A 25,260-nucleotide genomic window follows, 5' to 3' on the forward strand; every position below is an offset into this window, starting at 1 on the left:
GAATGTCAGATACCACCCGGAGTGGGATGGATACCTTGAATTATAAACCTATGAAATTAGGTCACAATCAGGTCATTAATCATTGGATGATCAGCGGCATATATACAAAGCCTGTTGCCTTTGTTCCAACAACGATGGAGGGAGATATTAATGATTGGCTTATCGATGGTTTTGCCATTCATGAGAATCCATGCAGAAAGGAATTTGTAGAACATAGGAGAACGCGGCCTCTGAACCGATTTTTTGATCAATGGAGCGAGTTTCCTAGCCCGGGAGACGACTTCGTTGGAGAAGAGAACGGAATGCCTTGGGCACTGTATTCTCCTTGGAATAATCCACGGGTGGAGCAATCAGGATTTTGGTTTGTACCGACACATCTCCGCAGTTACGCGGCGACAAGACTCATTTCTCCGACTGCTCATACCGCTTCTTTGCGGATTAAGACCTATGGCAGTCTGACGTTGTGGGTGAATGGGGAAATGGTAACGGATTTTGCGCCACTCATGCGTAACAAGGAGCAGGAAATCGTAATTAAAGCTGAACTTGTAGCTGGAATCAATGAGATCTATGCCTGCTGGGAGGATCTGGCTGAGCGGGATACCATGTATGCTTTTGCGGTGGAATACCTGGGAGACGAGGAATTGGTGATTTCCCTGCCTATTGCTCCTCATTTGGCGGAGTCTGTAAAATCCGCAGAGAAAGCCCTCGAACAGGCTTATTTTCCTTCGGATCTCTTCAGAGGTGAGCAGATTAAGCTCAAGCTGCCGCTTCCCTTGCCGGACATCGTTAGAGAGGTTGATATTCAGTATGGCAATTTTTTTGACGGTACCGAAAATAAGACGATACACATCGCCGAAAAGGAAACGGACCTGGTCCTGGCACATACGAATCAACTCGGTCATCATTACGTATATTTCACGCTGGCTATTTCAGTTTCAAATGTTGTACTAACCAAGAAGTTTGGCTGCCAATCCTATGATACGAGCTATGATGAGGCTGCTCAGCAAGCTGCGGATATTGAAGCTCGCAAATCCCTGGCTCTGCGATGCATTGCCGAGAAGGGCAGTCCCAATATTCATAAGGCCATCGCCATGCTCAAAACAGGAGGCAATCTGCAAGAAGCGGAGAACATTTTGCTTGAGGGTGTGGAAGGGATTGAGCAACGGAAGGATTGCAGTGACTTCTATCTGGTGGGGCTGTTCCGTCTTTGGAGAGATGAGCGAAATAGCGGTCTGTTCAGTGAATCGTTCTGGGATCGGGTGAAAGCAAGCATTCTGGGCTATCGGTATTGGATAGATGAACCTGGCGATGATGTAATGTGGTTCTTCAGTGAGAATCATGCCTTGTTGTTCCATACCAATGAACTGTTAGCCGGACAGCTGTTTGGGGATGAAATGTTCAGCAACAGTGGTGAATCCGGTGAAGTACACCGTCAAAAAGCAGAGCAGAGGCTTGCATTATGGTTTGAGCGCTTTTTGGATGAAGGATTGGCAGAATGGAATTCAAGTGCATACATTCCGATTGATGCGGTTGGGTTGTTGCATATCTATGAATTTGCCCATAATGAACAGCTCAGACAGCAAGCCAAAAAGGCAATGGACCTGTTATTCTATTATATTACCGTTCAGATGCATCAAGGCGTCTTGTCCACAACGTTTGGGCGCAGCTATGAGAAGGAACTGCTGGGTGGTTATGCAGCGGGAACCACTTCAATGTGCTGGATCGCTTATGGCGTTGGCAATGTAAACAATTATTCAATAAGCAATGTTGCCTTGAGTTTATCGGATTACAGTCCTCCAGCAGCATATCAGGAGCATCTGTTGCTTGGGGAGAAGCAGCAGTTAGTGTTCGCCAATCAGCAGGGCAAGGGAGGTTACGCCAAGCTCTATCACTGTCGGACCAGGGAATACTCCTTATCCTCCATCATTCGCTTCCGTCCAGGCAAGCCAGGTTATCAGGAGCATGTCCAGCATTTATCTCTGTCACCTGAGGCGCTGATCTGGGTGAATCATCCGGCAGAAATATACAAGCATGGGGATGGTCGACCTTGCTTCTGGGCTGGGAATGGGATATTGCCCGATGTTGTTCAGCATGAGGGGATCGCTTTGATGATGTTTGATATTCCTGCGGATAACAACTCTGACTGGACACATGCTTATTTTCCTACTCACTCCTTCACGGAATGGGTAAGGCATGAGAACTGGCACTTTGCCCGTTTGGATGAGGGTTATGCAGCTATATATGCGGCCAACGGGACGAGTATGGAGAGCAGCGGGGTGACAAGAGAACGTGAGCTTATTTCACCTGGCTTGCGTAACGCCTGGATTATAAGAGCAGGAAGCGAGCAGCAATTCGGGTCATTTGACGCTTTTATCAACCAAGTTCGTTCTGCAAGTCCGCAATTCGATAATCAAGCTTTAACTCTCACTCTAACAGACCCGGTATATGGTCCAATTCAATGGGGAATGAACAAGCCTTTTCTTATTAAAGAAGAGGAAATTATACACGAAGGTTATGGAGTGAAGGGACAACTGAAGTTACTGGACATGGAGCGCTGAATCGTGTGCAAGAAACCAAGGGAGTGATAACCAACATGCCGAATCAAATGTTGTTACAGGAGAGAATAAGCAAGGTATCCCAAGCGATGGAGTCTATGAAAAACACAAGCATCAATGAACAGTTTCCCATCGGACTAATCGACATACATCTATGGGAATGGCCGCAAGGTGTTGGTCTGTATGGCTTGCTTCAGCTCCATGAGGCAACGAAAGATCCTAAAGTGCTGGAATTTCTCGAATCATGGTACAATGCAAGGCTGATGGAAGGATTACCGGAAAAAAATGTGAACACCTGTGCTCCGCTCCTTACTTTGATCTCACTATGCGAGCTGACCGCAAACAAGGAGTACGAACAGGTCTGTGAGGAGTGGAGCAGTTGGATCATGGATGGACTGCTGCGAACCGGAGATGGTGCGTTTCAGCATATGATCACGGGAGACGCCAATGATGGTCAAATTCTGATTGATACCCTGTTTATGACGGTGCTATTTTTGGCCAAGGCAGGGGTATACTTCAAGAAACTCGACATGGTGGAAGAAGCCAAACGACAGTTCCTTGTGCATATCAAATATCTATATAACAAGAAAACCGGATTGTTCTATCATGGCTGGGATTTCAACGAAAATCATAATTATGGTGCTGTTCATTGGGGAAGAGGCAATGCATGGTATACGGCGGGAGTTATGGATTTCCTGAATATCATTCCGATCGAAGACGGGCTAAAGGCCTATCTATTGGATACAGCAACCGCTCAAGTCAGAGCACTGAGCAAGCTTCAGGGTGAGGATGGCATGTGGCACACTGTGCTGGATGATCCAACCTCTTACAAAGAAACCTCGGCAACAGCAGCGATTGGATACGGCATTCTTAAGGGAATCCGGTATGGATACCTGGATGAATCCTATCGCCAGAATGGCTTGAGTGCGCTTGAAGCGGTGTTGAAACATATTGATGATCACGGAGTTGTACAGCAGGTGTCCTATGGTACACCTGTGGGGCAGGATGCTCAGTTTTATAAAGATATAGCGATCAGTCCGATGGGTTATGGACAAGCACTTACGCTGTTTATCCTGATTGAGGGCTTGCGGGTTCCAACCGCCGAATAGAAGAAGGCGTACTTGTACGGAGGATAGGGGATACAGTTTCCTGTATCCTCCTTTTTGTTTTAGTAAGCTCGAATCTCGATTAATTCGGCATATCTACTGCCATTTGTGGCATCAATTATGATTCTCAGAGCCTGAGCTGACACAGGGACATCCAGGGAATGAATAACTTTTCTTTTGTGATTTTCTTGAACACTTGCGACTTGTGTCCATTCGCCAGCAGGAGACAGTACATCCACGTGATAATCACGCACCAGCTCAGGCATCACACGGAATGTTGTGTGATGGTGATGTAAATTAACCAGATCCTCGTTCACATCATCATTAAACGTCAAGTGCAATTCAGCCAAGGTTTGTGGCTCTTCCCATGTCAGTTGTACCCATTCTGGCTTCCCAGACTGCATCGGCTGCGACATCCACTGCTGCGGCCCACCGTAAGGGCGATGATAACCGTTGATTGTGTTGTCCGATGAATAGGCCGAAGTCTCAGAGAGGGTACGACAGCAGAATGGCTGACGCGCCAACCCCTGCATGGACCATAATACGACAGGCTGATCCGTGGCATGATCCTCCAGATTTTTGGACACGTGGTTTTCTTCTGTTTTGAAGAAGATTAGCACCCCGCTGTATGCTTCTGTCGAATGGTAGAGTGAGACGGTTTTATTGGAGCGGATGATAATAAAAGCATTCTGTGGTTCTTCCGGTCGCCATTCGAGCGGAAACTTCACCCACTGGGCAGTTCCTGTTGTAACGTTAACAGTCGCCGTAACTTGTAACGAATGCGGGACGTAGTTCTCCTTACGCCCCGTATCCCACAGCTCTACCGTCAGCGCGGTATCGCTGGATGCATCCAGCAGCAGCTCCAGGTCGCTGAGCACTGGATGCACAGGCAGCAGCAGGGCAACATCTGTACCCAGCGGGTACGTCTCGCCAGGCTGCTCAAGGGCGATGCCCGTCAGCGTGCTGGAGGCTGTAGCCGTGGCACGCCGGGCCAGATCCAGCTCATCGTGGCTGCGCACCCCAATGATGGAAGCGTCCTGCCGCAGCAACGTCTGCTGCAGTACCGCCAGATGCCTCGCGTGCAGCTCGCGCGGCGACACCCCCATGGACGCGCAGAGCGCCGCGCCCGTACCCGCGGCTTCGCCGATGACCGCGCATGTTGCCATGACGCGCGTTGTGCCGAAGGCGACATGTGATGCACTGATGTCGCGCCCGGCCATGAGCATATTCCGCACATTTGCGGAATACAGCGAGCGGAACGGCACGTGATATACGCCATCGGCATGCATATGCTTCGAGCCGCTCGCTTCGGCGTACATGCCCTGCGGAGGATGCAGGTCAATGGACCAGCCGCCAAAGGCAACGGCATCCGGGAATTCCCGCTGGCTAATAATATCGTTCTGGGTGAGCACATAGTCACCCGTGAAGCGGCGGTACTCCCTTTTGCCAGGCAGCGAACCAATCCACTCCAGCGTCATATGATCTGCATCAAACTTGCCGGAGTTCTTGATATAGTCCCAGATCCCGTAGATCACGGACCACAGTTCATCACGGATCAGCTCATTGTCATGAACGGTGTCATGTTCACCGCCCCATTCAATCCACCAATAATGACAACCGGAATCCCCGCTGCGAATGACCCGGCGAATTGGAATGCTGGTCTGTGTAATATCCTTGGCAAAAGAAGGCGGGATATAACGGACAGGCGCACCAGCATCCTTGGTATAAAAGAGAAGTGTACTGCCCAGCGTGATCTGATCAGCCACCTCTGGTGCCCATTCTTCACCATATTCGCTACGGGCTTCCCGGCCGAGTGCAAACTTGGCTCCAGCCAGAAAGCCGACCAATCCATCGCCCGTACAGTCCAGATAGATCTGACTTTCGAATCGGATTTTGCGCTCAGAACCCATCATCCATCCGGTAACGGAGGTGATCATGCGTTCATCTCCATCCCCAGTGGCCTCGACTTCATGTACATCCGTGTTCAGGTACAGGCTGATGTTGGATTCAGCTCGAACGGCTTCCAGAATGATCAAATCCCAGAGATAAGGATTGCCCTCTGGATTACGATACTGATTCTCTACAAATAGTTCCCCCATAATACCCGTTTCCCGGGCATAACGGTTAATCCCGTGGGCGGTGGCACCGCACACCCAGACCCGAACCTCGCTGCTGGAATTGCCGCCAAGCACGGGGCGGTTCTGCACCAGCGCCACCTGCTGCCCCATGCGGGCAGCGGCTATCGCGGCGCATACACCAGCAAGTCCTCCGCCGATGACGGTGATGTCGTATTGTACATGCTCTTGTTTCATATCTGTGACCTCCTTAACTGAAGTTAGATCCACCTTGACTCCAACTACATATCTATAATTTCATCTTAGATTTATATATTCACTTTTTAAATGCACTATACTATCATCAAACATATACTTTATTTCACAGAAAGGGTGGTCAAGTCATGGAGCTGCTTAACCACATCTACTGGAAGCAAAAAGGGGAATTTGCTCTTACGGAAGATATCTATACGACTTGGGTGGCTTTTGCCGTCGAAGAGGGAATATTCCATTATGAGATTGGGGGTCAGATCGGAGAAGCGAGTTTTGGCGATCTGGTGCTGTGCCCCCCGGCGGTTCCTTTTCGGCGGACAGTCATTACCCCGCTGACATTTCACTATTTACAGTTTAGCAGTAGCCTGGAGGAGGAGGAGCTTCTGCCACCAGCCGGAAAATCGCTGATTAATGACACGAAGCGGTTAGCCTCGACGTACGCTTATTTACGCCAGGACAGTGAGGAGAATAAGGGGGAAGTTGCCCGTTGGAAGACACATTTTATGATGGATTTGTGGCAGTTGTATCAGGTGGAACGCAGACAGAATCGCTTAAAGGAGCGGAGATTTACCGAAGACGCACGAATGGCTGAAGCGGCAGCGCTGCTGGAGGAGCGGGCGGAAGAGGAGATCAGCCTTCAGGAATTGGCACAGCGACTGGCCTTGAGTCCGGTGCAGTTGACAAGGCGTTTCCGGGAAGCTTTTCAGGAGACGCCATCAGGCTATCTCAAACGGGTCCGTCTGAAAAAAGCGCAGAACCTCTTGGCTGACAGCAACCTGACCCTTAACCAAATTGCCGAGCGATGCGGATATGAGAACGGTTTTTATCTGAGTAGAGTGTTCTCCAAAACGTTGGGCATAAGTCCATCTGAGTATCGCAGGAGACACAGGGTGTAAGCTGAAAGAAGTGAGCAGAAAGCTTTGAAGACAACTTTAAAGACAACTTTAAAGACAACTTATGAAGCCAGCGGAGCACCAGGTATACACCTTCGTTACGGGTTGCCCAGATTATGGAGGAGCTGGTGTGAATGAGTGCAGAAGCAACGGATACTGCATTTCTAACCGAAATTAGAGGGGAAGTACATTTCAGTTGTAGATCATGGACAATTTATACTATAATTTACCATATGTAGTCCTTATCCGAACGTATGCCCCCGTATCCGTTTGAATGAGGACTTTGATTTTATAATTAAAACCAAGGAGGTGGATATGGCCTTAGCCTTTGGAATAAGGAATTCATCCTAATATTCGATAAAGGAGAATGGAAGCGATGAGAAAAATGATATTTTTGAAAACGCTTAAATTTGTTTTGATGATAACTTTGTTAGTTCCTTTGTATTGGGTAGCTCCATCTGTTCATGCGGCAGAAGAGGAGAATACCTTGATTCTGAGTCATGATTTTGAAGATGGCACGGTCCAGAACTGGAGCGGACGCGGTGAAGTAGAAACGCTTCGTGCAAGCGCCGTTGCAGCGCGTACCGGAGATTATGGACTGGAGGTGAGTGGGCGTGCTATGACATGGCATGGGCCAGCGCTGGATGTGACAGAACTTTTGGAGGTGGGACAGACGTATGTGTTCACTGGCTGGGTGAAGCTTCCGGCGGGAGCGTCCAGCACAAACCTCAATATGTCTTTACAGCGTACCCTGCCAGATACAACACATTATGAAAATTTAACATTCGGTACCGCATCCGCAGGCGGATGGACCAAGCTTACTGCACAGTTTAAAATGCTGGAACCAGCGAATCAGTTATCGGTTTATTTTGAAGTGCCAGACCGTGCCACAGCTTCTTTTTATGTGGATGATTTCCGATTGGAGAAGCTGCCAGATCTCGGACCCATTGTGATCGAAGAAGACATTCCTTCCCTACAGGATGCTTTTGCGGGCAAGTTTCAAATTGGGACGGCCTTCACGAACAATGAACTGCTGACTGAACCGGACAAGCAGCTGCTTACGAAGCATTTTGATAGTCTGACACCAGGCAATGTTCTGAAATGGGACAGTACCGAGCCGCAAGAGGGTATGTATAATTTCAGCGGGTCGGATGCCGCAGTCGCTTTTGCAGCAGCGAACGGACAAGAGATACGCGGGCATACCCTCGTTTGGCATACACAAACTCCGGATTGGGTATTCCACGATGCCAACGGCAATCTGGTGAGCAAAACGGTGCTGTATGAACGGATGCAGCAGCATATTGAGACGGTAATGGAGCGTTATCAAGGCCAGATCTACGCTTGGGACGTTGTGAATGAAGTCATTGATGCCTCCGAGCCGGATGGCCTGCGGCGCAGTCTGTGGTACCAGATTGCCGGGGAAGAATATATTGAGAAAGCATTTGAATTCGCCCATGCAGCCGACCCGGATGCCAAGTTGTTTATTAATGACTACAATACCCATGAGCCGGCCAAAAGCCAGGCCCTCTACAATCTGATCACTCGCCTTCAAGCCAAGGGTGTGCCTATTGACGGAGTCGGCCATCAAACACACATCAGCCTCTTCTATCCAAACCTTTCGGAAATTGAGAGTTCCATTGTCAAATTTAAGGCGCTGGGCCTCGAAACACATATTACCGAGCTTGATGTAAGTGTATATTCCAATGATTCGCAATCTTATGATATCTTCCCGGAAGAACTGAAGACACAGCAGGCGGCGCTGTACAAGTCCCTGTTCCAGATCTTCCTGAGGCATACGGACACAGTCAAAAATGTTACCTTGTGGGGCAAGGATGATGCCAATACCTGGCTACGAACCTTCCCGGTCGCCCGAAACAACTGGCCGCTGCTTTTCGACGAGCGACTCCAGTCCAAGCCAGCCTATTGGTCCGTATTAGAGACAGTCCAGGTCGAGGCAGTACCAGCCGCTCCGCAGAATCTGACCGCCACTGCGGTTAGCGACAACAGCATCAATCTAAGCTGGAGTGCATCTGCAAGTGCGACCTCCTATACGGTAAACAGGTCGCTGACAGCAGCCGGACCGTATACATCTGTGGCCGCTGTATCGGGAACAAGCTATAAGGATATGGCGGTATCTGCTGGAACCACCTACTACTATGTGGTGAATGCGGTTAACAGCGTTGGGAAGAGTGTGAACTCCGTTCAAGCTTCCGCAAAGGTCCAGGGTGGAGGGCCGCCAGAGCCTGCTGGCAATCTGACTCTAGCCTATCGTGCAGGGGATACAAATCTGCTCGATAACCAAATGAAACCGCAGTTTGTCATTCACAACAACGGTACCTCCACAGTTAGCCTGAATGAACTGACAATTCGTTACTGGTATACAGTGGACGGGGAGAAACAACAATCCTTTTTCTGTGATTATGCACAGCTTGGAGGCAGTCAGATCAGCGGCAGCATAGTGAAACTGCCTGCACCTGTTCCTGGAGCGGACCATTATCTGGAACTGAAGTTCGGTACCGGAGCAGGCGTGATCCCGGTCGGAGGAACCTCTGGGGAGATACATACCCGGTTGCACAAAGCAGACTGGTCCAATTACAGCGAAGGGGATGATTATTCCTTTAACCTGCTGCAGACCTTTTTTGCCGATTGGACCAAGGTAACTCTTTACCGGAACGGCGAGCTTGTCTGGGGAGTGGAGCCTATATCCTAATTTGCTAAGTTGTTATATCTAGCCTAGCCGGAGATCCCAGATCTCCGGTTTTTTTAATGCAATAGAACAAATCTGTGTATCCCTATCCCGTCCCTGGCAACTGGTATCACATATCCATGCGAATGAGCCCGGCCCCGGCCGAAGCGGGGGAACTGATGGTATAATGATCTCAATAATTGCAGGGGGAGCGCTGAGGGGATGACAAAGCCCGACTGGAAGACCTTTTTGCCGCATAAGCTCAGGTATCGGCTGTTTGGTGCGTTTGTGGTGTTGATTCTGCTGCCATTCAGCGTACTTAATGTCTACAACTATGGACAGATCGAATCTCTGGTTGAGCAAAAAATCAGCGAACAGAGCCACGAGCAACTGGTGCAGATGTATGGTTCTCTGGAGGACCAGATGAGTATTGCATTCAAAACCCTGATTTTTCTGGAACAGGATTCAGCCGTAAGAAACGTCCTGACTTCTCCAGACAATCGTTCTCCGCTTGAGAATAAGTCGTTGGTGGAAGAGAAGTTCAAGATGATCAACAACAGCTTTTTTCTATATAATCCTTCCGTGTACTTCACACTGTTAGATTTTCATGATAACGTTTACACTTCGTATTTGCCCAAAAAAGCTCTGGCCTATGGTCCTTATCGGGAACAATTTCGCAAGCATCTTGGAGAAATGACCTTCATCAAGGGCAACACTGATTCAAACTCGTTTCCATCAGAAGAGTTGCTCTACCGCTGGGATGCCCGGGATACCAACCATGTCCTGCGGGAGCTATCCTCCAGCCCGTATCTGTTGTCCCTCTATGCGTATATGAAGGACAGTGGCGGCAAAAGGTACGGAATGGCACGGATCAGCATCGATTATTCGTACTGGTTTCAGTCTATGCTGAAGGATTCGCAGAGCAATCAGGAGTATTTCCTGATTACTGGCAATGGGGAAACGATTGCCCGCTCGTCCGAAAAAGCGGTACTTTCCCCAGACGTGACCCGGGAAATTGCACTTCATCCGGAAGAGGCCTATCTGACGGATAATGATTCAGATACGCTGATTAACTACGTATACATCGAGTCACTGGACTGGTACATGGTAAATCGTATTCCACTAGCTGTGTTGTTTACGGAGATATCGGGGCTTAAGCAGCGCTATTTTTTAACGTTTTTTGGCTTCACAGCAGCATTTGTGCTCATGGCCTTTATGATCTCGGCGACATTCACTCGGCCTTTATCACATCTGCAGAACCAGATGAAGGAGGTTGTACGCAAAAACCTCAAGGTCCGTATCCCTGAAGGCCGCAGCCGCGGAGAAGTACTGGAACTGACCCGTACGTTCAATACGATGCTGGATGATGCCAATCAGATGATCAACAGACTCAAGGCGGAAGAACGCCAGAAGGAAGCGGTACATTTTCATATGCTCCTCGCCCAGATGAATCCGCACTTTCTCCTGAATACATTGAATACAATGAAATGGAGTGCGATCCGCAGCGGGAATGAAGAAATCTCCGAGATGTGTGTTTCCTTGGGCAAATTACTGGAGGTCAGCCTGAATTCACAGGTCGAATTGGTATACCTGAAGGACGAGATTGAGTTGGTTCAAGCCTACCTTCATATCCAGCGGATTCGTTACCGTGATAGCTTTGAGGTGACTTGTGAATTTGACGAAAAACTTGAGTATGCGCTCGTGCCCAAGCTGAGCTTGCAGCCACTGGTGGAGAATGCCATTCACCACGGTGTCGGGCCACTGGAGCAGCTTGGTCAGATCCGCATCGGAATCTACAGGCAAGACACAGGAAAGCTGATGCTGGAGGTGGCAGACAACGGAATTGGAATGGAGGAATCCCGGCGTCAGCAGATGACCCGCACACGTCCAGGGATTGGTCTGTCCAACCTTAAGGAACGATTGCGATTATTGTTCAAAGGCCAAAGTGAACTTGAAGTGATTGATAATCAACCAGGGACATTAGTGAGGTTCAGTATTCCTTTTTTATTGTCGACGCCTTACTTACAGAAGCGGTCAGACTAGAGGACTGGAGAGGGGAATCTGGAATGTGGAAGGTATTACTTGTGGAAGATGAAGTATTTGTACGTGAGTCGGTACGAGAGATTATTTCCTGGGAAGAGCTGGGTTTCACGGTCATCGGAGAATCCGGTAACGGGACCGAAGCGCTGGCGATGATTATACAGGATACACCGGATCTGGTACTGACCGATATTGTCATGCCAGGTATGGATGGTCTGGAATTACTCAAACAGACCCGTCAGGCCGGGTTAAAAACCAAGTTTGTCATGCTCACCTGTATGGGGGAGTTCGAATATGTACGCCGTGCAATGGAATACGGGGCTTCCAATTATATTCTGAAGCTGTCGATGAGTGTGAATTCACTGCGTGATACACTCCGTAAAGTAAGTGCAGAACTGGGAGCTTTAACTGAAGCCCGGACAGAGACAGATCATCATGAAGTGCCACCTTCCACACCGGTTCTCACATCAACGCCTGATTTGCCTAATTCTCTCACGGTCTCTTCTGCGCCCCCGTCTTATACGGATCTTCCATTTACACCTGTTCGTGAGCCGATTGTGAAGCATCCGGAGATTAGCAAAATAATTCAGTATATCGGGCAGCATTACGACCAGGACATCACCGTCAAATCCATGTCACGATATGTGATGATGGGCGAGAATTATGTGAGTGCTTTGTTCAAAAAGAAAACCGGCCATACCCTGATTCATTACTTGCATGGGGTACGGATGGAGAAAGCGGCTGAATACTTGCGCGAGACGGACCTTCCTGTACAGGAGATTGGTTACCGGGTAGGGTTCGGAAGTGATAATTATTTCATTAAAATATTCAAGCGTTGGACCGGTTGCACGCCCAGCCAGTATCGCCATCGTTCGTGACTCACAGGATGAGTAGAAGGAATATGTGTACCGAGTGCTCAGGCAAGCACAAGTAAATCCGTATTTTTGTTCAATCCGAATCATGGATATGTATCTTATGAACCCAGCAAGGTCCCTGCTACGATGTAACGGAAGGTACACTTCAATTCAGGGAGGTCATGTGACCAGATGAGAATCAAAAAAGGATTAACCGGGTTAATCGTAGGTGCGCTGATGCTGGGCTTGCTTGCCGGCTGTGTTGGTAAAAATGAAACGAACGGTGGAGATAACGGAGGTGGAGCGGCAGGGGGAAAAGTGAAGCTCACCATGTGGGGCGCGGTGCCGCCCGAGAATGGTCCACAGGAAGTGGTGGATACCTGGAATGCGGAGCATCCTGATATTCAGGTGGAATATGTGCGGTTTGTGAATGACGATGATGGCAACCTGAAGCTGGATACGGCGCTGTCCACCGGGCAGAACGTTGACCTGTACGTCAACTATACGCTTACAAATCTGGATAAACGCATCAAGGGCGGTACAGCACTGGATCTGGGCGAGTTCACCGACTACAACATTGATGAGAAAATGGGTGAAGATGCGGCTTCTTGGAAAGTGGACGGCAAATATTACGGGATGCCAACTAAGAAAAACGCTGCCTTCTTCGCTTTAAATATGAAAGCGCTTGATCAGGCCGGACTGAGTGTACCGAAAGCCTGGACATGGGAAGAAGCCCGTGAATATGCACTCAAACTGAAGACAGCTGGCTTCAAGTACGGATTGGTGCAGCATACCGCTTCCTATGTAGACCCGCTCGATTCCGTTCTGGTGAAGAACGGGTATGTTAAGGCAGACGGTACTTCCAACCTCGATGATCCACTCGTTACCAAATGGCTGGAGACGTTGAACGGAATGATGAAAGAGGATGCAACCACGCCACCACTTGGCGAACAGCTGACTTCCAAAATGCCGGTGGAAAACATGTTCCTTGGCGGTGAGTCTGCCATGATTAATATCGGCGAATGGCTGATCCGCACATCAAACAATATGACCGAGTTCCCGCGGGATTGGAAAATTGCCTTTGCCCCTGTACCGAGACTGGCTGCACAAGAAGCAGATATGGTGAAGAGTGGAGGACTTGGTGACTTTATTGCGATCAATTCCAAGTCGAAAAATAAAGAAGCCGCATGGGAGTTCCTGAAATGGTACGCCGATGGAGGAATGATGCCGATGGCTGCGGGTGGACGTTTGCCTTCCTCCAATGCGGTTGATCAACAGACTGCGATCGATCATCTGCTGGGCGATTATGCCGATTCTTATGATAAAGAGTCTCTGGAATTTGTGTTGTACGGTGACGAGACACCTACGTTTGTCCGCAGCATTGCGCAGGAAGTCGTCGATCTGCGTGCACAGGAGTATGAAAAGTTCTTCCTCGGTAACCAGACTGCCGAAGTTACGGTACAGAACATGGTCAAACGCCATAATGACTGGCTGAAGCAGAATCAATAGATTGCAAAAGCAATGAGTCCAAAATCCGTCCCAATGGGGCGGTTTTTTCTATATAAGCAATAGAACAATTCCATGTTATTTCTCTCCCGAAAGTCACTGCCGAAATACATATATCTGTGATATCAGGTACAGGGTTATGTTCCTTAAATGTTAGAGGACATCTTGTTATGCTTAATTCCAGAACAGATGTTAAGGAGTGGGGGAGCATATGCATAAATCCTGGATGAAACGGCAGAGCAGGCTCGGGTATCTGTTTATTGGGCCCAATATGATTGGCGTGCTGTTGTTTTTTATTATACCGGCTGTCTATTCGTTCTATCTCATGTTCACTGATTACAAATTCATGAGCCCGGAGACGAATTTCGTCGGGCTGGACAATATCCGCCGGATGTTGAATGATGATCTGTTTGGCGTGGCGCTGCGAAATACATTTGTATTTCTGTTAGCGGTTCCGGTATCAATGGGGTTGGCATTTATCGTGGCGGTGGCGCTGAATAAGTCGGTTTACTGGCAAAAAACGCTGCGTGCCCTCTATTTTATGCCCTATATCACCAGCGGCGTTGCCATCGCTTTTGTCTGGATGCTGCTGTTCCAGCCAACATCGGGGCCCATTAATGGCTTCTTGCGGGGAATCGGTATTACGAACCCTCCCGGATGGTTATCGACAACGGAATGGTCCATGTATGCGATTGATATCATCTGGATCTGGTTCATGCTGGGTTACAACATGATTATTTATCTGGCCGCATTGCAGGAAATTCCGGAGGAATTGGTTGAGGCTGCACGGATTGATGGAGCCCGGCCTTGGCAGACCATACGCCAAGTGATCTGGCCGCTTGTGAGCCCAACTACCTTTTTATTGCTAATTACGGGGCTGATTATGACCATCAAAAACTTTGGTATCATTCAAGCGATTACCCAGGGCGGGCCAGGGAACAGCACAACCGTGCTGTCGCTCTTTATTTATCAAAATGCCTTCCGCTACTACGAGATGGGCTATGCTGCTGCCATTAGCTGGGCGCTCTTTGCCATCATTATGGTCTTCACTGTATTGCAGTGGCTTGGTCAGAAACGTTGGGTTCACTACTAGGAGAGGAGGGATCGTTATGGAGAAACAAATTGCCGCGAATGCGAAGTCCACAACTCCACAGTCACCTAAAGTTAAAGTCCGCATGGAGTCCTTGACGCAGATTCGAAAAATCATACTGACACTTCTGATGTCCGGGTTTGCTTTGCTGATGATTATGCCGTTCATCTGGATGATCAGCACGTCGTTTAAATCTCCTGCGGACGTATTTACCTACCCCATCCAGTGGATACCCTCCAGCCTGAACTGGGAGCATCATATCAAGGTCTGGAGTGGGGCGGACACCTTTGCCACGTATTATCTGAACTCGTTGAAAATATCGCTAATTAGCACGGTCGGAGCTGTTTTTCTCTCGGCTTTTGCTGCCTATGGCTTCGCACGGATTCAATTCAAAGGTCGGGAGACATTGTTCCTGATCTATCTCTCGATGATGATGGTGCCACCGCAGGTGCTCTTTGTACCAAAGTTTCTGATGTTTGAGTGGGTTGGCATATATAATACGCATTGGGCCTTGATCCTGCCTGGAATGTTCACGATTTTTGGGGTGTTTATGTTGCGGCAATTCTTCCTATCAGTGCCTTCAGAGATCTCGGAAGCCGCGTTCATCGATGGTGCCGGTCATCTGCGCATATTCTTCAGACTGATTCTGCCTTTGGCGAAGCCAGCGCTGGCTACCCTGGCGATCATCGATTTCTCATGGCATTGGAATGACTATGAAAATGCGCTAGTGTTCCTGATCGACAAAGACCTGTACACCGTGCCACTCGGACTGCAGAACTTTATTCTGGAGAACAATGTGGATTACAACGGCATGATGGCCGCTGCCACGGCAGGTATTATTCCGATGATCATCGTTTTCCTCGTGGGACAGCATTATATTATCCAGGGCGTGGCCGGAAGTGCCGTGAAGGGCTGAAGCTGCTGTCACTGTGATCCCATATAATAACCCTTTTGCTGAACGAAGAGATTTTCGCGGCAGAAGGGTTTTCTGTTGAAAGGGAGAATTAATCTTCCCCGATACAATAGTTCAAACTTCGTATATAATTAACAATGACATATGATGCTGTATGACTACATAACTATCGCGAGGTGCACTAGACTTATGCCAACCATCTACGACTTTACCGTAACCAGAACCAGTGGAGAGCGTTTCCCGCTCTATCAATATGAAGGAAAACCTGTGCTCATCGTAAACACGGCAAGTAAATGTAAATATACACACCAGTTTGATGACATGCAGAAGCTGTATGATCAGTACAAGGATCAAGGGCTTCAGATTATTGGTTTCCCGTGTAACCAGTTTGCAGAGCAAGAGCCTGGAAGCAGTTCGGAAGCGGAATCGTTTTGCCAGATTAACTATGGTGTGAAATTTCCGATGTTCTCCAAACTGGATGTGAATGGAGAAGCGGCGCACCCGCTCTACGATTTTTTGAAAAGATCAGGGCCTTTTGCTGGCTTTGATGAAACAGATATACAGGCCAAATTATTGAAATTAATGGTGGCTGAGAAGGCACCGGAATGGTTACATGGAGATGCAATCAAATGGAATTTCACTAAATTCCTGATTGATGCAGAGGGTCGTGTGGTCAGACGCTTCGAACCTATCGACTCCATCGACGAGATTCAAGAGAGTATTAAACAGCTTCTATAATTTCACTTTCATATATCCTACAGGGGCATGACACAAATCGTTTCCCTCTTCCGAACAGGAGGTGCATGAATGTGCCGAGCATGATGCAATTTAGTGCTTCACTGGAGTATAGTTACCGATCCACCAGCACCTTTAACCCAGGCAAGTCAGATGGATTCCATTCACATCCACATTATGAGATTTATTATTTTCATGATGGAGAATGTACCTATATCATAGGAGACCGGGTATATAACCTGGAGCCGGGTGATCTGGTGTTAATGCATGGCTTGACCCTTCATCGACCACATCCGAAGCCAGGCAGTGCTTACGAGCGAAGTACACTGCATTTTGATCCGTCTGCAATCCGCAGCAGCCTGCATCCGGACCGTATGGCTGAGGTCCTGAGACCATTTGAAGAACTTAGAAATTGCCGGGTCAATCTGAAGGGAGATAACCGCTCTGAATTCGAAGCTCTATTGCATGATCTTCATCGTCTGTCTCAAAGTCAGAGCAATTTCAGGCAAGAGCGAATGAATGTCAGACTGTGTGATCTGTTGTATTTTGTAGCAGAGATCTGCCAGGGTGATGTCCAGGAACAACTTCCCTCATCGGAGAGGGAACGGCATGTCCAACACATTATTCGTTATGTGGATACCCATTATATGAAGGACATTGGTCTGGATGATCTGGCACTGGAATTACATCTGTCCAAGCCATATCTGGCAGGTATGTTCAAGGAAATGACAGGTTTGACGATATTTAAATACCTGTATGACCGTCGCATCAATCAGGCGAAGCTTTTGTTTCAGTTTCAGCCTGAGATCACCGTGACAGAAGCAAGTCGATTGTCCGGTTTCAAACGCCTTTCGCATTTTAGTCGGATGTTCAAACAAAGTGTGGGATGTTCGCCTGATCTGTACCGTACCCAATTGCATCGCCAATCATAGAAGCCTTCTGTGAGCTGACCAGCTTGTCTGGTTGGCTTTTTTTGTTGATTTTCGTTTGTGGAATACATCCCACTGTGTTTAGAGGACACGCAGAACAGGTAAAGAAAGGTAATGAACCCAGAGGAGGCGAATATGAATGAAACAGCGCACACCGGATCAGAATAACAACGATACCCATCAGGAACAATCCCGTGACAATCCTGAACAATATAAGACAGAGCACGAAAGTCTGCTTGACCGACATGAAGAAGAACAGACTGTAGATCCAATTCCGATGGAAGATCTGAATATGGAAGCTCAGGAAGAGAAGAATAAAGATCAGACAAAAAGTAACTCGTCTACTGAAGAGAAATACCGGGCGGATTATCGCAAAAAGACGGGCGAAGGATAATTTCAATTGCTGTATTGGGCAAACTTGTTGAATTGTTTTCGGTGAATGTATATTTAGTGAAAATAAATTAGTTTGTTGACTAATGTAGGTTACTATATTATAGTTACTATGTTGGCAATTGAAAAAAAATTTGGGAGGCGAATAAGAATGACAACTTTTTTTGATGCGTTGAAAAACAGAAGATCTTATTATGGAATCAGCAAGGAATCTACAATTTCGGATGCTAAAATCCAGGAAATCGTAGAAGAAGCGGTGAAATATACACCAACTTCCTTTAACTCACAAACTTCCCGTGCCGTTGTATTGCTCGGTGAACAACATGATAAATTGTGGAATCACACAGAAGAAATTTTGCGTGAAGTAGTAGGCAATGAAGAAGCCTTCAAATCCACAGCAGAAAAAATGACTGGATTCCGCAGCGGATATGGTACGGTTCTCTTCTTCGAAGATAACAATGCGATCGCACAGCTTCAACAAAACTTTGCAGCTTATGCAGATAACTTCCCAATCTGGGCTAACCAATCCAACGGTATGTTGCAACTGGTAATCTGGACTGCTCTGGAGCAAGAAGGTCTGGGTGCATCTTTGCAGCACTACAACCCGTTGATTGACGAGAAAGTGAAGCAAGAATGGAACATTCCTGAGAACTGGAGACTGATCGCTCAGATGCCATTTGGTAAACCAACGGCAGCACCGGGTGAGAAAGAATTCCAACCCATTGAAGAGCGCGTAAAAGTACACAAGTAAGCTTCGCATTTCCCAACATTTAACCACATACGGCCTCGCTTCAATTTGATACGATGATAGTTGATCGTAATCCAATGAAGCGAGGCTTTTTGATGTGAATAATAGATTAAAAGACATAACGAACCAACGGATATGGAAAATGGCTTTATGCGGGTTATTAACACTTGGATCAGTGGCTGGATACAGCTCTACCGTTCAGGCCGCGACCGTGCAGCAACAGTTTCAGGATACGCGTACCAGTTATGCCAAGGATGCCATTACACATCTGGTGGATAAAGGTATTGCTGCCGGTACGTCAGAGACTACGTTTGAACCAAAGAAAGCCGTTACTCGTGCAGAATTTGCGACGTTTGCGGTGAGATTACTAGGTTTGAAGCCCGTTAAAAATAATATTAATCCCTATCAGGATATAAGCATGAATGCTTGGTATTACGGCAACGTTGCCGCCATGACGAATCTTTTTATTCTGGAGGGAAAGGGTCAGGGAACGTTCCAGCCTAATGCTTCCATTACGCGTGAAGAAGCGGCTGCCCTTCTTGTTCGAATGTTGAAACAACAACCCTTAGAGACATCACTCTTATCTTCAACCTATTTTGACGCAGATGATATCTCAGGCTGGGCACGCCCTTATGTGCAGACGGTATATCAGCTTGGACTGATGAAGGGAAGCGGAGGCGTGTTCCGACCACATGACCAGGTAACGCGAGAAGAAGCAGCCGTAATGCTCGATGCCATTTTACAAAAGAAAACATGGTCTGAGCAGTTACAACGTGGGGATGAACTTGGCGTTCAGTTGGGCTGGCAATACAACTCCACTACAGCTGAATTCAAGAAGCAAGTGGAACAGTCTGAAGTGAATACGCTTGTCCCACGCTGGTTTTTCCTGAACAGCAGTATGAAAGTAACAGATCACGCGGACCCTGCATTGATCTCTTGGGCATCCGCCACCGGCAGGCAGCTATGGCCATTGCTCGGTAATCGTTCGGATTCGGCACTTACCCATCAGATGTTATCCAGTTCGGCCAACCGAACGGCAGTGATCTCACAGGTAGCCGCTTATGTCAAAACCTATAAACTGGACGGTATTAATGTGGACTTCGAGAATGTTGATCCTGCGGATCGTGAAGGGCTGACGGCATTTGTGACCTCTTTGACGGCTACGTTGCACGCACTCGGTGCTGTAGTGTCCGTGGACGTTTCGCCCGACCTGGGTACTGATTGGACGGATGCATTTGATTATGCCAAACTGGGCGCTGTATCCGATTATATGGTGCTGATGGGATACGAGGAACACTGGAACGGTGATCCGAAAGCTGGATCAGTGGCGTCTCTTCCATGGGTGGAAAAGGCTTTGGATACCATGCTCTCCGAGGTGGTACGTGCCAAAACCATTTTGGCCCTTCCGCTGTATACACGGGACTGGTCTTCCGTGAATCCGGCAACCAGTTCTTGGGACATTACATTGGCAGACCAGGGAATGCGTGCGCATGCTACGGGATCTGTAAGACGATGGGATGCAAGTCTGGTTCAATATATTATCGGGTACAACAGTAATGGTAAGCCAAGATATATATGGGCAGAGGACAGTCGTTCTTTATCGGCCAAAGTGTTAATGAGTGAGCAACGGCAAATCGCTGGACTGGCTTACTGGTATATGGGCGGCGAAACAGCGGATGTATGGAACGCCATCTCGAATGCATCGCGATTTGAATCGTATAACTTCTAAATATTCATGAATCTGATAGACTCAAGCGAACCGGGATGCTGCCGGATGGTTTGGGTCTGTTTGTTTTGGTATAAGATAAGCAATATGAGGAATCGTTTAAGCTTGGCTGAACGGTTTAATGTATATAAGGACAAAATATATATAGATTGAGCTAAACATTTACACAAAACGGAGAGGACAAGAAAGAGCCTGAAGAAGCGAAGTGTTCGCCTAAAAGCTTTCTGAACGAAAGCTGCATCGAAAGCATACGCTTATCCCCGGATTTACCCTTTGTAAAAGGTATTAAAAAAATCTGGGGATAACAGCGATCGGAAGGTTGTTCTGTCATCGGAGTGACCAGTGTAAATATTGTTAGTTCAATATATAGTTCAGGAGGAGAAGGAGCATGCGAGAGGTTGATTGCATAATTGTAGGTGGAGGGCTCGCAGGGCTTCAGGCAGCCATTCAGCTTGGACGTTATTCAGCTCATCAGGTGTTGGTAATCGACGCGGGAGAAGGCAGATCGACGTTGTGCCGGACTTATCATAATATCCTCGGTTTCCCCGATGGGGTATCCGGTGAGGAGCTTAGAGAACGAGGCAGGATGCAGGCAGAGCGGACTGGTGTATCTTTTGAGAAAGACCGTATCATTAAAGCGGAACGTAAGGGAGAACATATTCAATTATTCGGTACTTCCGGATCTGAATATGGGAGCAAAACCGTGTTATTGGCAACGGGGCTCACGGATAGAGTTCCAGATATTCCGGGTCTAACCCCTACGCTGGGCCGAACGGTGTATGTCTGCCCTGATTGCGATGGTTATGAGATTCAGGATCAACGTACGGTACTATTGGGATCTGGCGAACCAGGTGCCAATATGGCGATGATTTTAATTCAGCGTACGAATGATCTGTTATATATTAATCATGAGCATGCTCCCATATCTGCAGAGCTTCATCGCAGCATGAAAGAGGCGGGAGTTCGTTATCTGGAAGCGGCTGTTCAGGAAGTACAACAGATTGAGGATGGCCATATCACCGGTGTTCTGACCGAAGATGGACAGATTTTTGAGTCTGAGCGTGGGTTTATCGCATTTGGAGGCAATCGAGTGCACTATGAATTGGCGGAGCAGCTTGGAGCTGTAATCGCAGATAATAAACATGTAGAAGCTGATTCACGGACCTTACAGGCAGCGACGAATGTGTGGATAGCCGGGGATCTGGGACTCCACGCAGAACAAGCAACCGTTGCGATGGGTGAAGGTTCCATTGCCGCGATCTGGATTCATAAAGCATTACAGCAGATGACAAAAGATTCACGTTGAATTGCACCTCCAGATATGAGGTTGATTGTTCCATTATTCATTACCAAAAAGTCCTCCCAAGCCATGCATGTGGCAGGAGGACTTTTTGAGTTATCTTTTGCTAGGGAGAAAAAAGATTACTCTTATTTGTCTGATGAATCCGTTGACTTGGAAGAAGACGTCTTGTCCTTCGAGTTATGGGAGAAGTCTTTGCGAATGTTGTCCACGATATCGCCAACCACGCCTTCGATCATATCGGTTGGTCCGGGATTATTCTTGTCTGGATGGATAACGGTATTCACTCCTGGTTCAAGTTCATCGTTTGTCTTCTCATGTTTGGTTTTATCACGCATGGAAATCCCTCCTGGTTCGATATTGTATAAGGTGTTCATTAACATATCCAAACACCGTTACGTATATGTAAACGATTAACCGCTGTAGTTCTTTTGAAACGTGTACTTGCTCATATATAGAAGATATATACAGAATTAAACGTACTGATTAAACTTCAGCAATACGTTTATATTATAGATAACCAATGAGTATTAAGTTTAAAGTTTGAAACCAATAAACAACTATTATGCAGGAGGTTATTCAAATGAATGAAGAAAATCATGTAATCCATAAAGATGGCCAAGTTTCAACTGATAAGGTGGATAATGCAATCCAGAAGATTGCGCCGGAAGAAAGAGAACAGATTCTACAGAACTTTGATGCATTCAAAGAATACCTGGGTAAGCGAATTGCCATGGGAGAATCGATTGGACTAAGTGAGGAGCAGATGGCTAAAATTGCCGAGAAAGTAGCGGATTATCTGGCAGCTCGGGAGGAACCCCGTAATCGTGAAGAAAAACTGCTTCAGGAGCTGTGGAATGTCGGCAAGGAAGATGAACGCCACAAGTTGGCTCATATGCTCGTTCGTTTGGCGCAAAGCTCCACACCCAATCATTAAGATTAGCATGTATGCGTAAGCATAAATACTTTTGGCTGGTCTTCAAACCTGCCAAAAGCTGAAGCGTAACTCTGAACGTGTCTGGAGCAGGGCATAGAGCGGGGAGCGCTAACGAACCTGTGACGTCTTATTCAGGGGTTTGAAAGCCCCGCAGCAATCTAAGGAATCTGACACACGCTATATTGGTATAAACAGCCGTTGCTAGCGTGTTTTCAGGGAATTCTGGAAAATAACGTGTCTCATGGTCCTTACAAAATAAAAGAAGCGCCAGAAGGCCAAATAAGACGTCCTCGGTTCCTTAGTTGTCTGGACCATTCGTCAGGACTAGGCAGCTTGGACTTCAAGATGTTTGGGACACAGACATCCTTCAACGTATCACTTGCCTGAGTTTAAAAGACACACCCTAGTAAATAACCACTGAATGGCGATGCCTTCAGTGGTTATTGCCGTTTACGGAGACTACAGACAGGAGTGATGACGCACATTGTAACTATTTTTAATCTGGCTGATACTTTTATAATCCCTGTTCGAAGTATGATAGGAAAAGAAAGAACGTTGGAATCGATAGTTCACATGAGCGTTTGAGAAGCAAGACTTCCGGTTAAGGAATAGTAACGTTCATATTAAGGAGAGATGTTACCTATGAAGAACGCGACAAAACAATGGAAACTAGGAATGATCGGTGCAGTTGTTGCTTTACTTGGCATGATTGTGCTGACTACATATTTACTTACCCCTGCTAATGCTCAAGGTAGTACGGACGCTCAACAAACTTCTGCGAAAGAAGCTCAAGTTGCAAACTCCGAGATGTTTACAGCCTATGTTGAAGGTATGCATATACAAGACGGCAAATTGTTTATGACAGTGGACAAGATTGGCTGGTATCAGGGTGAAGAAGCCGATGCGATTTTTGCACAGCGCAATCCGGAAGCCGGTATAGACGGTGCTCCAGATGGTTACTATATTGTCAACGATAGCAAAGAGCAGGAACAAGTTGAAGTTAGTGCCAATGCTGAAGTGTTGATGCAGTTGTATGATCGGGATGGTACGATGCAGGGCGCAGACATTCAGTGGAATGAACCCGTGACATTATCGAAGTTCGAATCGTTGTATGAGAATACCCGTATTCTTGATCTGTCCGTATTCCCGTATCATCTGACGGTGCAGGACGGAAAAGTTACTAAAATTGTGCAACAATACATCCCATAAAATAAGATGAAATTCATCATCAAGCATTCCTCCTGTTCATTGGAACGGTGAGGGATGCTTTTTGGTTATGACAAATTCATGAAAGCGATTGTAATTAATGGTAGGTACATGTATCATTATTGGAATGGCGTTTTTACATAGTTCAGGAGGAGCCTCATGCTTAAAGACATGATTGCATTAACTAAGCCCGGACTTCTAAGGTTAAATGTGTTTGCGGTGGCGGTAGGATTCTGGGTAGCTTCAAAATGGGATATCAACTGGTTATCTCTGCTCATGGTCGTGATTGGATCAACCTTGGTTATTGCTTCAGCTTGTGTAATCAACAATTATTGGGATCGTGAATTGGACCAAAAGATGGAGCGCACCAAAAAAAGGATGGATTACATTAACCATCTGAAGCCAGGGTTTGTCCTTGGCTATGGCATTATCCTTGGTGTTGTGGGACTAGCAGTACTGTATCTCCTAGTGAATCCGTTATCAGGCTGGATGGCACTGCTTGGGTGGTTCGCTTACATCGTGATTTACACGATGTGGTTGAAACGAAGTTCAACGTGGAGCACGTCGCTGGGTGGAATTGCAGGAGCGATGCCGCCTGTCATCGGTTATACGGCTGTAACGAATGAAATTGATGCAGGTGCCTGGTTGCTATTTGCACTATTATTCTTATGGCAACCACCACACTTCTGGTCATTGGGTATTCGCCGGGTAGAGGAGTATCGTGCTGCCGGTTTTCCGTTGTTGCCAGTGGTTAAAGGGGTGAAACGCACCAAGTTTCAGATGATTCCTTACGTTTTTCTGCTGCTTCCTGCTGTATTTCTGTTGTATTATTACGACTACGTAGGTCTGGTATTTCTGATTGTATCTCTGGTCGGTGGACTGATCTGGTTCGTGCATACACTTAGCGGACTGAAGACACAGGATGATGAGAAATGGGCAAAAGTGAACTTTCTGATCTCGGTGAACTATCTCATGATAGTATTTATTGTCATGGTAGCGAATACGGTATGGTCTTAATTAAGTGATGAACAGATCATTTTCAGAGAGATTTCAGCTTAAGCTATATAAATTGAACTAAACATTTACACAAAACGGAGAGGACAGAAAGAACCTGAAGAAGCGAAAGCGTTCGCCTAAAAACTTTCTGAAAGAAAGCTACATCGAAAGCATACGCTTATCCCCGGATTTTCACCTTTGTTAAAATGATTCGAAAAATCCGGGGATAACAGCGATCGGAAGGTTGTTCTGTCATCGAAGTGTCCAGTGGAAATATGCTTTAGTCCATTTTTTATAACAAGCTGCATCGAATGAAAAAGCAC

Annotated in this window: 20 protein-coding genes; 18 read left to right on the forward strand and 2 right to left on the reverse strand. The window is 47.2% G+C overall.

Annotation, left to right across the window (positions count from 1 at the left end; genetic code table 11):
- The first annotated feature begins 2 nt into the window (after positions 1-2).
- Together MKY44_RS10790 and bglB are read left to right on the forward strand one after the other, a co-directional pair.
- Positions 3-2,558, forward strand: a complete 2,556-nt coding sequence (locus MKY44_RS10790; RefSeq protein ID WP_341007030.1) for a hypothetical protein — start codon at positions 3-5, stop codon at positions 2,556-2,558.
- Positions 2,559-2,593: 35 nt separating this feature from the next.
- A complete protein-coding gene (gene bglB, locus MKY44_RS10795) occupies positions 2,594-3,664 on the forward strand; it encodes a beta-galactosidase BglB (RefSeq protein ID WP_341007031.1) in 1,071 nt (356 codons plus the stop codon).
- Between the two features lie 59 nt (positions 3,665-3,723).
- On the opposite strand, the gene MKY44_RS10800 is transcribed toward bglB, so the two are convergent.
- Positions 3,724-5,973 carry an FAD-dependent oxidoreductase gene (locus MKY44_RS10800; RefSeq protein ID WP_341007032.1) on the reverse strand — a complete coding sequence of 750 codons (2,250 nt, stop codon included), beginning with the start codon at positions 5,971-5,973 and terminating at the stop codon, positions 3,724-3,726.
- 146 nt (positions 5,974-6,119) lie between these two features.
- On the opposite strand from MKY44_RS10800, the gene MKY44_RS10805 reads away from it, so the two are divergent.
- From MKY44_RS10805 to MKY44_RS10865, 13 genes are all read left to right on the forward strand, one after another.
- On the forward strand, positions 6,120-6,884 hold the full coding sequence (locus tag MKY44_RS10805) for an AraC family transcriptional regulator (protein WP_341007033.1): 765 nt from the start codon (positions 6,120-6,122) through the stop codon (positions 6,882-6,884).
- Between the two features lie 373 nt (positions 6,885-7,257).
- Entirely contained in the window at positions 7,258-9,591 is a 2,334-nt protein-coding gene (locus MKY44_RS10810; protein ID WP_341007034.1) for an endo-1,4-beta-xylanase, read from the forward strand.
- Positions 9,592-9,789: 198 nt separating this feature from the next.
- Entirely contained in the window at positions 9,790-11,610 is a 1,821-nt protein-coding gene (locus MKY44_RS10815) for a cache domain-containing sensor histidine kinase (protein WP_341007036.1), read from the forward strand.
- A gap of 23 nt (positions 11,611-11,633) precedes the next feature.
- A complete protein-coding gene (locus MKY44_RS10820) occupies positions 11,634-12,485 on the forward strand; it encodes a response regulator transcription factor (protein ID WP_341007037.1) in 852 nt (283 codons plus the stop codon).
- Positions 12,486-12,653: 168 nt separating this feature from the next.
- Entirely contained in the window at positions 12,654-13,970 is a 1,317-nt protein-coding gene (locus tag MKY44_RS10825; protein WP_341007038.1) for an ABC transporter substrate-binding protein, read from the forward strand.
- Positions 13,971-14,178: 208 nt separating this feature from the next.
- Entirely contained in the window at positions 14,179-15,060 is an 882-nt protein-coding gene (locus MKY44_RS10830; RefSeq protein WP_074094700.1) for a carbohydrate ABC transporter permease, read from the forward strand.
- A 16-nt stretch (positions 15,061-15,076) separates the two neighbouring features.
- Positions 15,077-15,973 (forward strand): carbohydrate ABC transporter permease, encoded by an 897-nt coding sequence (locus tag MKY44_RS10835; protein ID WP_445670648.1) that lies wholly within the window; start codon positions 15,077-15,079, stop codon positions 15,971-15,973.
- 186 nt (positions 15,974-16,159) lie between these two features.
- Entirely contained in the window at positions 16,160-16,708 is a 549-nt protein-coding gene (locus MKY44_RS10840; RefSeq protein WP_076216217.1) for a glutathione peroxidase, read from the forward strand.
- Positions 16,709-16,773: 65 nt separating this feature from the next.
- Positions 16,774-17,637, forward strand: a complete 864-nt coding sequence (locus tag MKY44_RS10845) for an AraC family transcriptional regulator (protein ID WP_036609035.1) — start codon at positions 16,774-16,776, stop codon at positions 17,635-17,637.
- A gap of 136 nt (positions 17,638-17,773) precedes the next feature.
- Positions 17,774-18,028 (forward strand): hypothetical protein, encoded by a 255-nt coding sequence (locus tag MKY44_RS10850; RefSeq protein WP_341007039.1) that lies wholly within the window; start codon positions 17,774-17,776, stop codon positions 18,026-18,028.
- A gap of 147 nt (positions 18,029-18,175) precedes the next feature.
- Positions 18,176-18,775 carry a nitroreductase family protein gene (locus MKY44_RS10855; RefSeq protein WP_036670536.1) on the forward strand — a complete coding sequence of 200 codons (600 nt, stop codon included), beginning with the start codon at positions 18,176-18,178 and terminating at the stop codon, positions 18,773-18,775.
- Positions 18,776-18,869: 94 nt separating this feature from the next.
- Positions 18,870-20,501, forward strand: coding sequence for an S-layer homology domain-containing protein (locus MKY44_RS10860; protein ID WP_341007040.1), 1,632 nt, complete (start codon positions 18,870-18,872; stop codon positions 20,499-20,501).
- A gap of 385 nt (positions 20,502-20,886) precedes the next feature.
- Positions 20,887-21,804, forward strand: a complete 918-nt coding sequence (locus MKY44_RS10865) for an NAD(P)/FAD-dependent oxidoreductase (protein WP_341007041.1) — start codon at positions 20,887-20,889, stop codon at positions 21,802-21,804.
- Between the two features lie 122 nt (positions 21,805-21,926).
- Here MKY44_RS10865 and MKY44_RS10870 read toward each other — a convergent pair whose 3' ends face one another.
- Positions 21,927-22,136 (reverse strand): hypothetical protein, encoded by a 210-nt coding sequence (locus tag MKY44_RS10870; RefSeq protein ID WP_341007042.1) that lies wholly within the window; start codon positions 22,134-22,136, stop codon positions 21,927-21,929.
- A gap of 245 nt (positions 22,137-22,381) precedes the next feature.
- Here MKY44_RS10870 and MKY44_RS10875 point away from each other — a divergent pair, with 245 nt between their 5' ends.
- The 3 genes from MKY44_RS10875 (at position 22,382) to cyoE (ending at position 24,958) form a co-directional block, all read left to right on the forward strand.
- Positions 22,382-22,735 (forward strand): DUF3243 domain-containing protein, encoded by a 354-nt coding sequence (locus tag MKY44_RS10875; protein WP_341007043.1) that lies wholly within the window; start codon positions 22,382-22,384, stop codon positions 22,733-22,735.
- A gap of 642 nt (positions 22,736-23,377) precedes the next feature.
- Positions 23,378-23,944, forward strand: coding sequence for a hypothetical protein (locus MKY44_RS10880; RefSeq protein ID WP_341007044.1), 567 nt, complete (start codon positions 23,378-23,380; stop codon positions 23,942-23,944).
- A 156-nt stretch (positions 23,945-24,100) separates the two neighbouring features.
- The gene (gene cyoE / locus MKY44_RS10885; RefSeq protein WP_341007045.1) at positions 24,101-24,958 is read left to right on the forward strand and encodes a heme o synthase; all 858 of its coding nucleotides are present in this window, start codon (positions 24,101-24,103) and stop codon (positions 24,956-24,958) included.
- Positions 24,959-25,260: the final 302 nt, after the last annotated feature.

Source organism: Paenibacillus sp. FSL R7-0026, assembly GCF_038004485.1.
GTDB lineage: Bacteria > Bacillota > Bacilli > Paenibacillales > Paenibacillaceae > Paenibacillus > Paenibacillus xylanexedens_A.

Bases quoted from the DNA above. Each gene is read 5' to 3' on its own strand.
- MKY44_RS10790 (WP_341007030.1), top strand. From the start codon at position 3: ATGTCAGATACCACCCGGAGTGGGATGGATACCTTGAATTATAAACCT.
- bglB (WP_341007031.1), top strand. From the start codon at position 2,594: ATGCCGAATCAAATGTTGTTACAGGAGAGAATAAGCAAGGTATCCCAA.
- MKY44_RS10800 (WP_341007032.1), bottom strand. From the start codon at position 5,973: ATGAAACAAGAGCATGTACAATACGACATCACCGTCATCGGCGGAGGA.
- MKY44_RS10805 (WP_341007033.1), top strand. From the start codon at position 6,120: ATGGAGCTGCTTAACCACATCTACTGGAAGCAAAAAGGGGAATTTGCT.
- MKY44_RS10810 (WP_341007034.1), top strand. From the start codon at position 7,258: ATGAGAAAAATGATATTTTTGAAAACGCTTAAATTTGTTTTGATGATA.
- MKY44_RS10815 (WP_341007036.1), top strand. From the start codon at position 9,790: ATGACAAAGCCCGACTGGAAGACCTTTTTGCCGCATAAGCTCAGGTAT.
- MKY44_RS10820 (WP_341007037.1), top strand. From the start codon at position 11,634: ATGTGGAAGGTATTACTTGTGGAAGATGAAGTATTTGTACGTGAGTCG.
- MKY44_RS10825 (WP_341007038.1), top strand. From the start codon at position 12,654: ATGAGAATCAAAAAAGGATTAACCGGGTTAATCGTAGGTGCGCTGATG.
- MKY44_RS10830 (WP_074094700.1), top strand. From the start codon at position 14,179: ATGCATAAATCCTGGATGAAACGGCAGAGCAGGCTCGGGTATCTGTTT.
- MKY44_RS10835 (WP_445670648.1), top strand. From the start codon at position 15,077: ATGGAGAAACAAATTGCCGCGAATGCGAAGTCCACAACTCCACAGTCA.
- MKY44_RS10840 (WP_076216217.1), top strand. From the start codon at position 16,160: ATGCCAACCATCTACGACTTTACCGTAACCAGAACCAGTGGAGAGCGT.
- MKY44_RS10845 (WP_036609035.1), top strand. From the start codon at position 16,774: ATGAATGTGCCGAGCATGATGCAATTTAGTGCTTCACTGGAGTATAGT.
- MKY44_RS10850 (WP_341007039.1), top strand. From the start codon at position 17,774: ATGAAACAGCGCACACCGGATCAGAATAACAACGATACCCATCAGGAA.
- MKY44_RS10855 (WP_036670536.1), top strand. From the start codon at position 18,176: ATGACAACTTTTTTTGATGCGTTGAAAAACAGAAGATCTTATTATGGA.
- MKY44_RS10865 (WP_341007041.1), top strand. From the start codon at position 20,887: ATGCGAGAGGTTGATTGCATAATTGTAGGTGGAGGGCTCGCAGGGCTT.
- MKY44_RS10870 (WP_341007042.1), bottom strand. From the start codon at position 22,136: ATGCGTGATAAAACCAAACATGAGAAGACAAACGATGAACTTGAACCA.
- MKY44_RS10875 (WP_341007043.1), top strand. From the start codon at position 22,382: ATGAATGAAGAAAATCATGTAATCCATAAAGATGGCCAAGTTTCAACT.
- MKY44_RS10880 (WP_341007044.1), top strand. From the start codon at position 23,378: ATGAAGAACGCGACAAAACAATGGAAACTAGGAATGATCGGTGCAGTT.
- cyoE (WP_341007045.1), top strand. From the start codon at position 24,101: ATGCTTAAAGACATGATTGCATTAACTAAGCCCGGACTTCTAAGGTTA.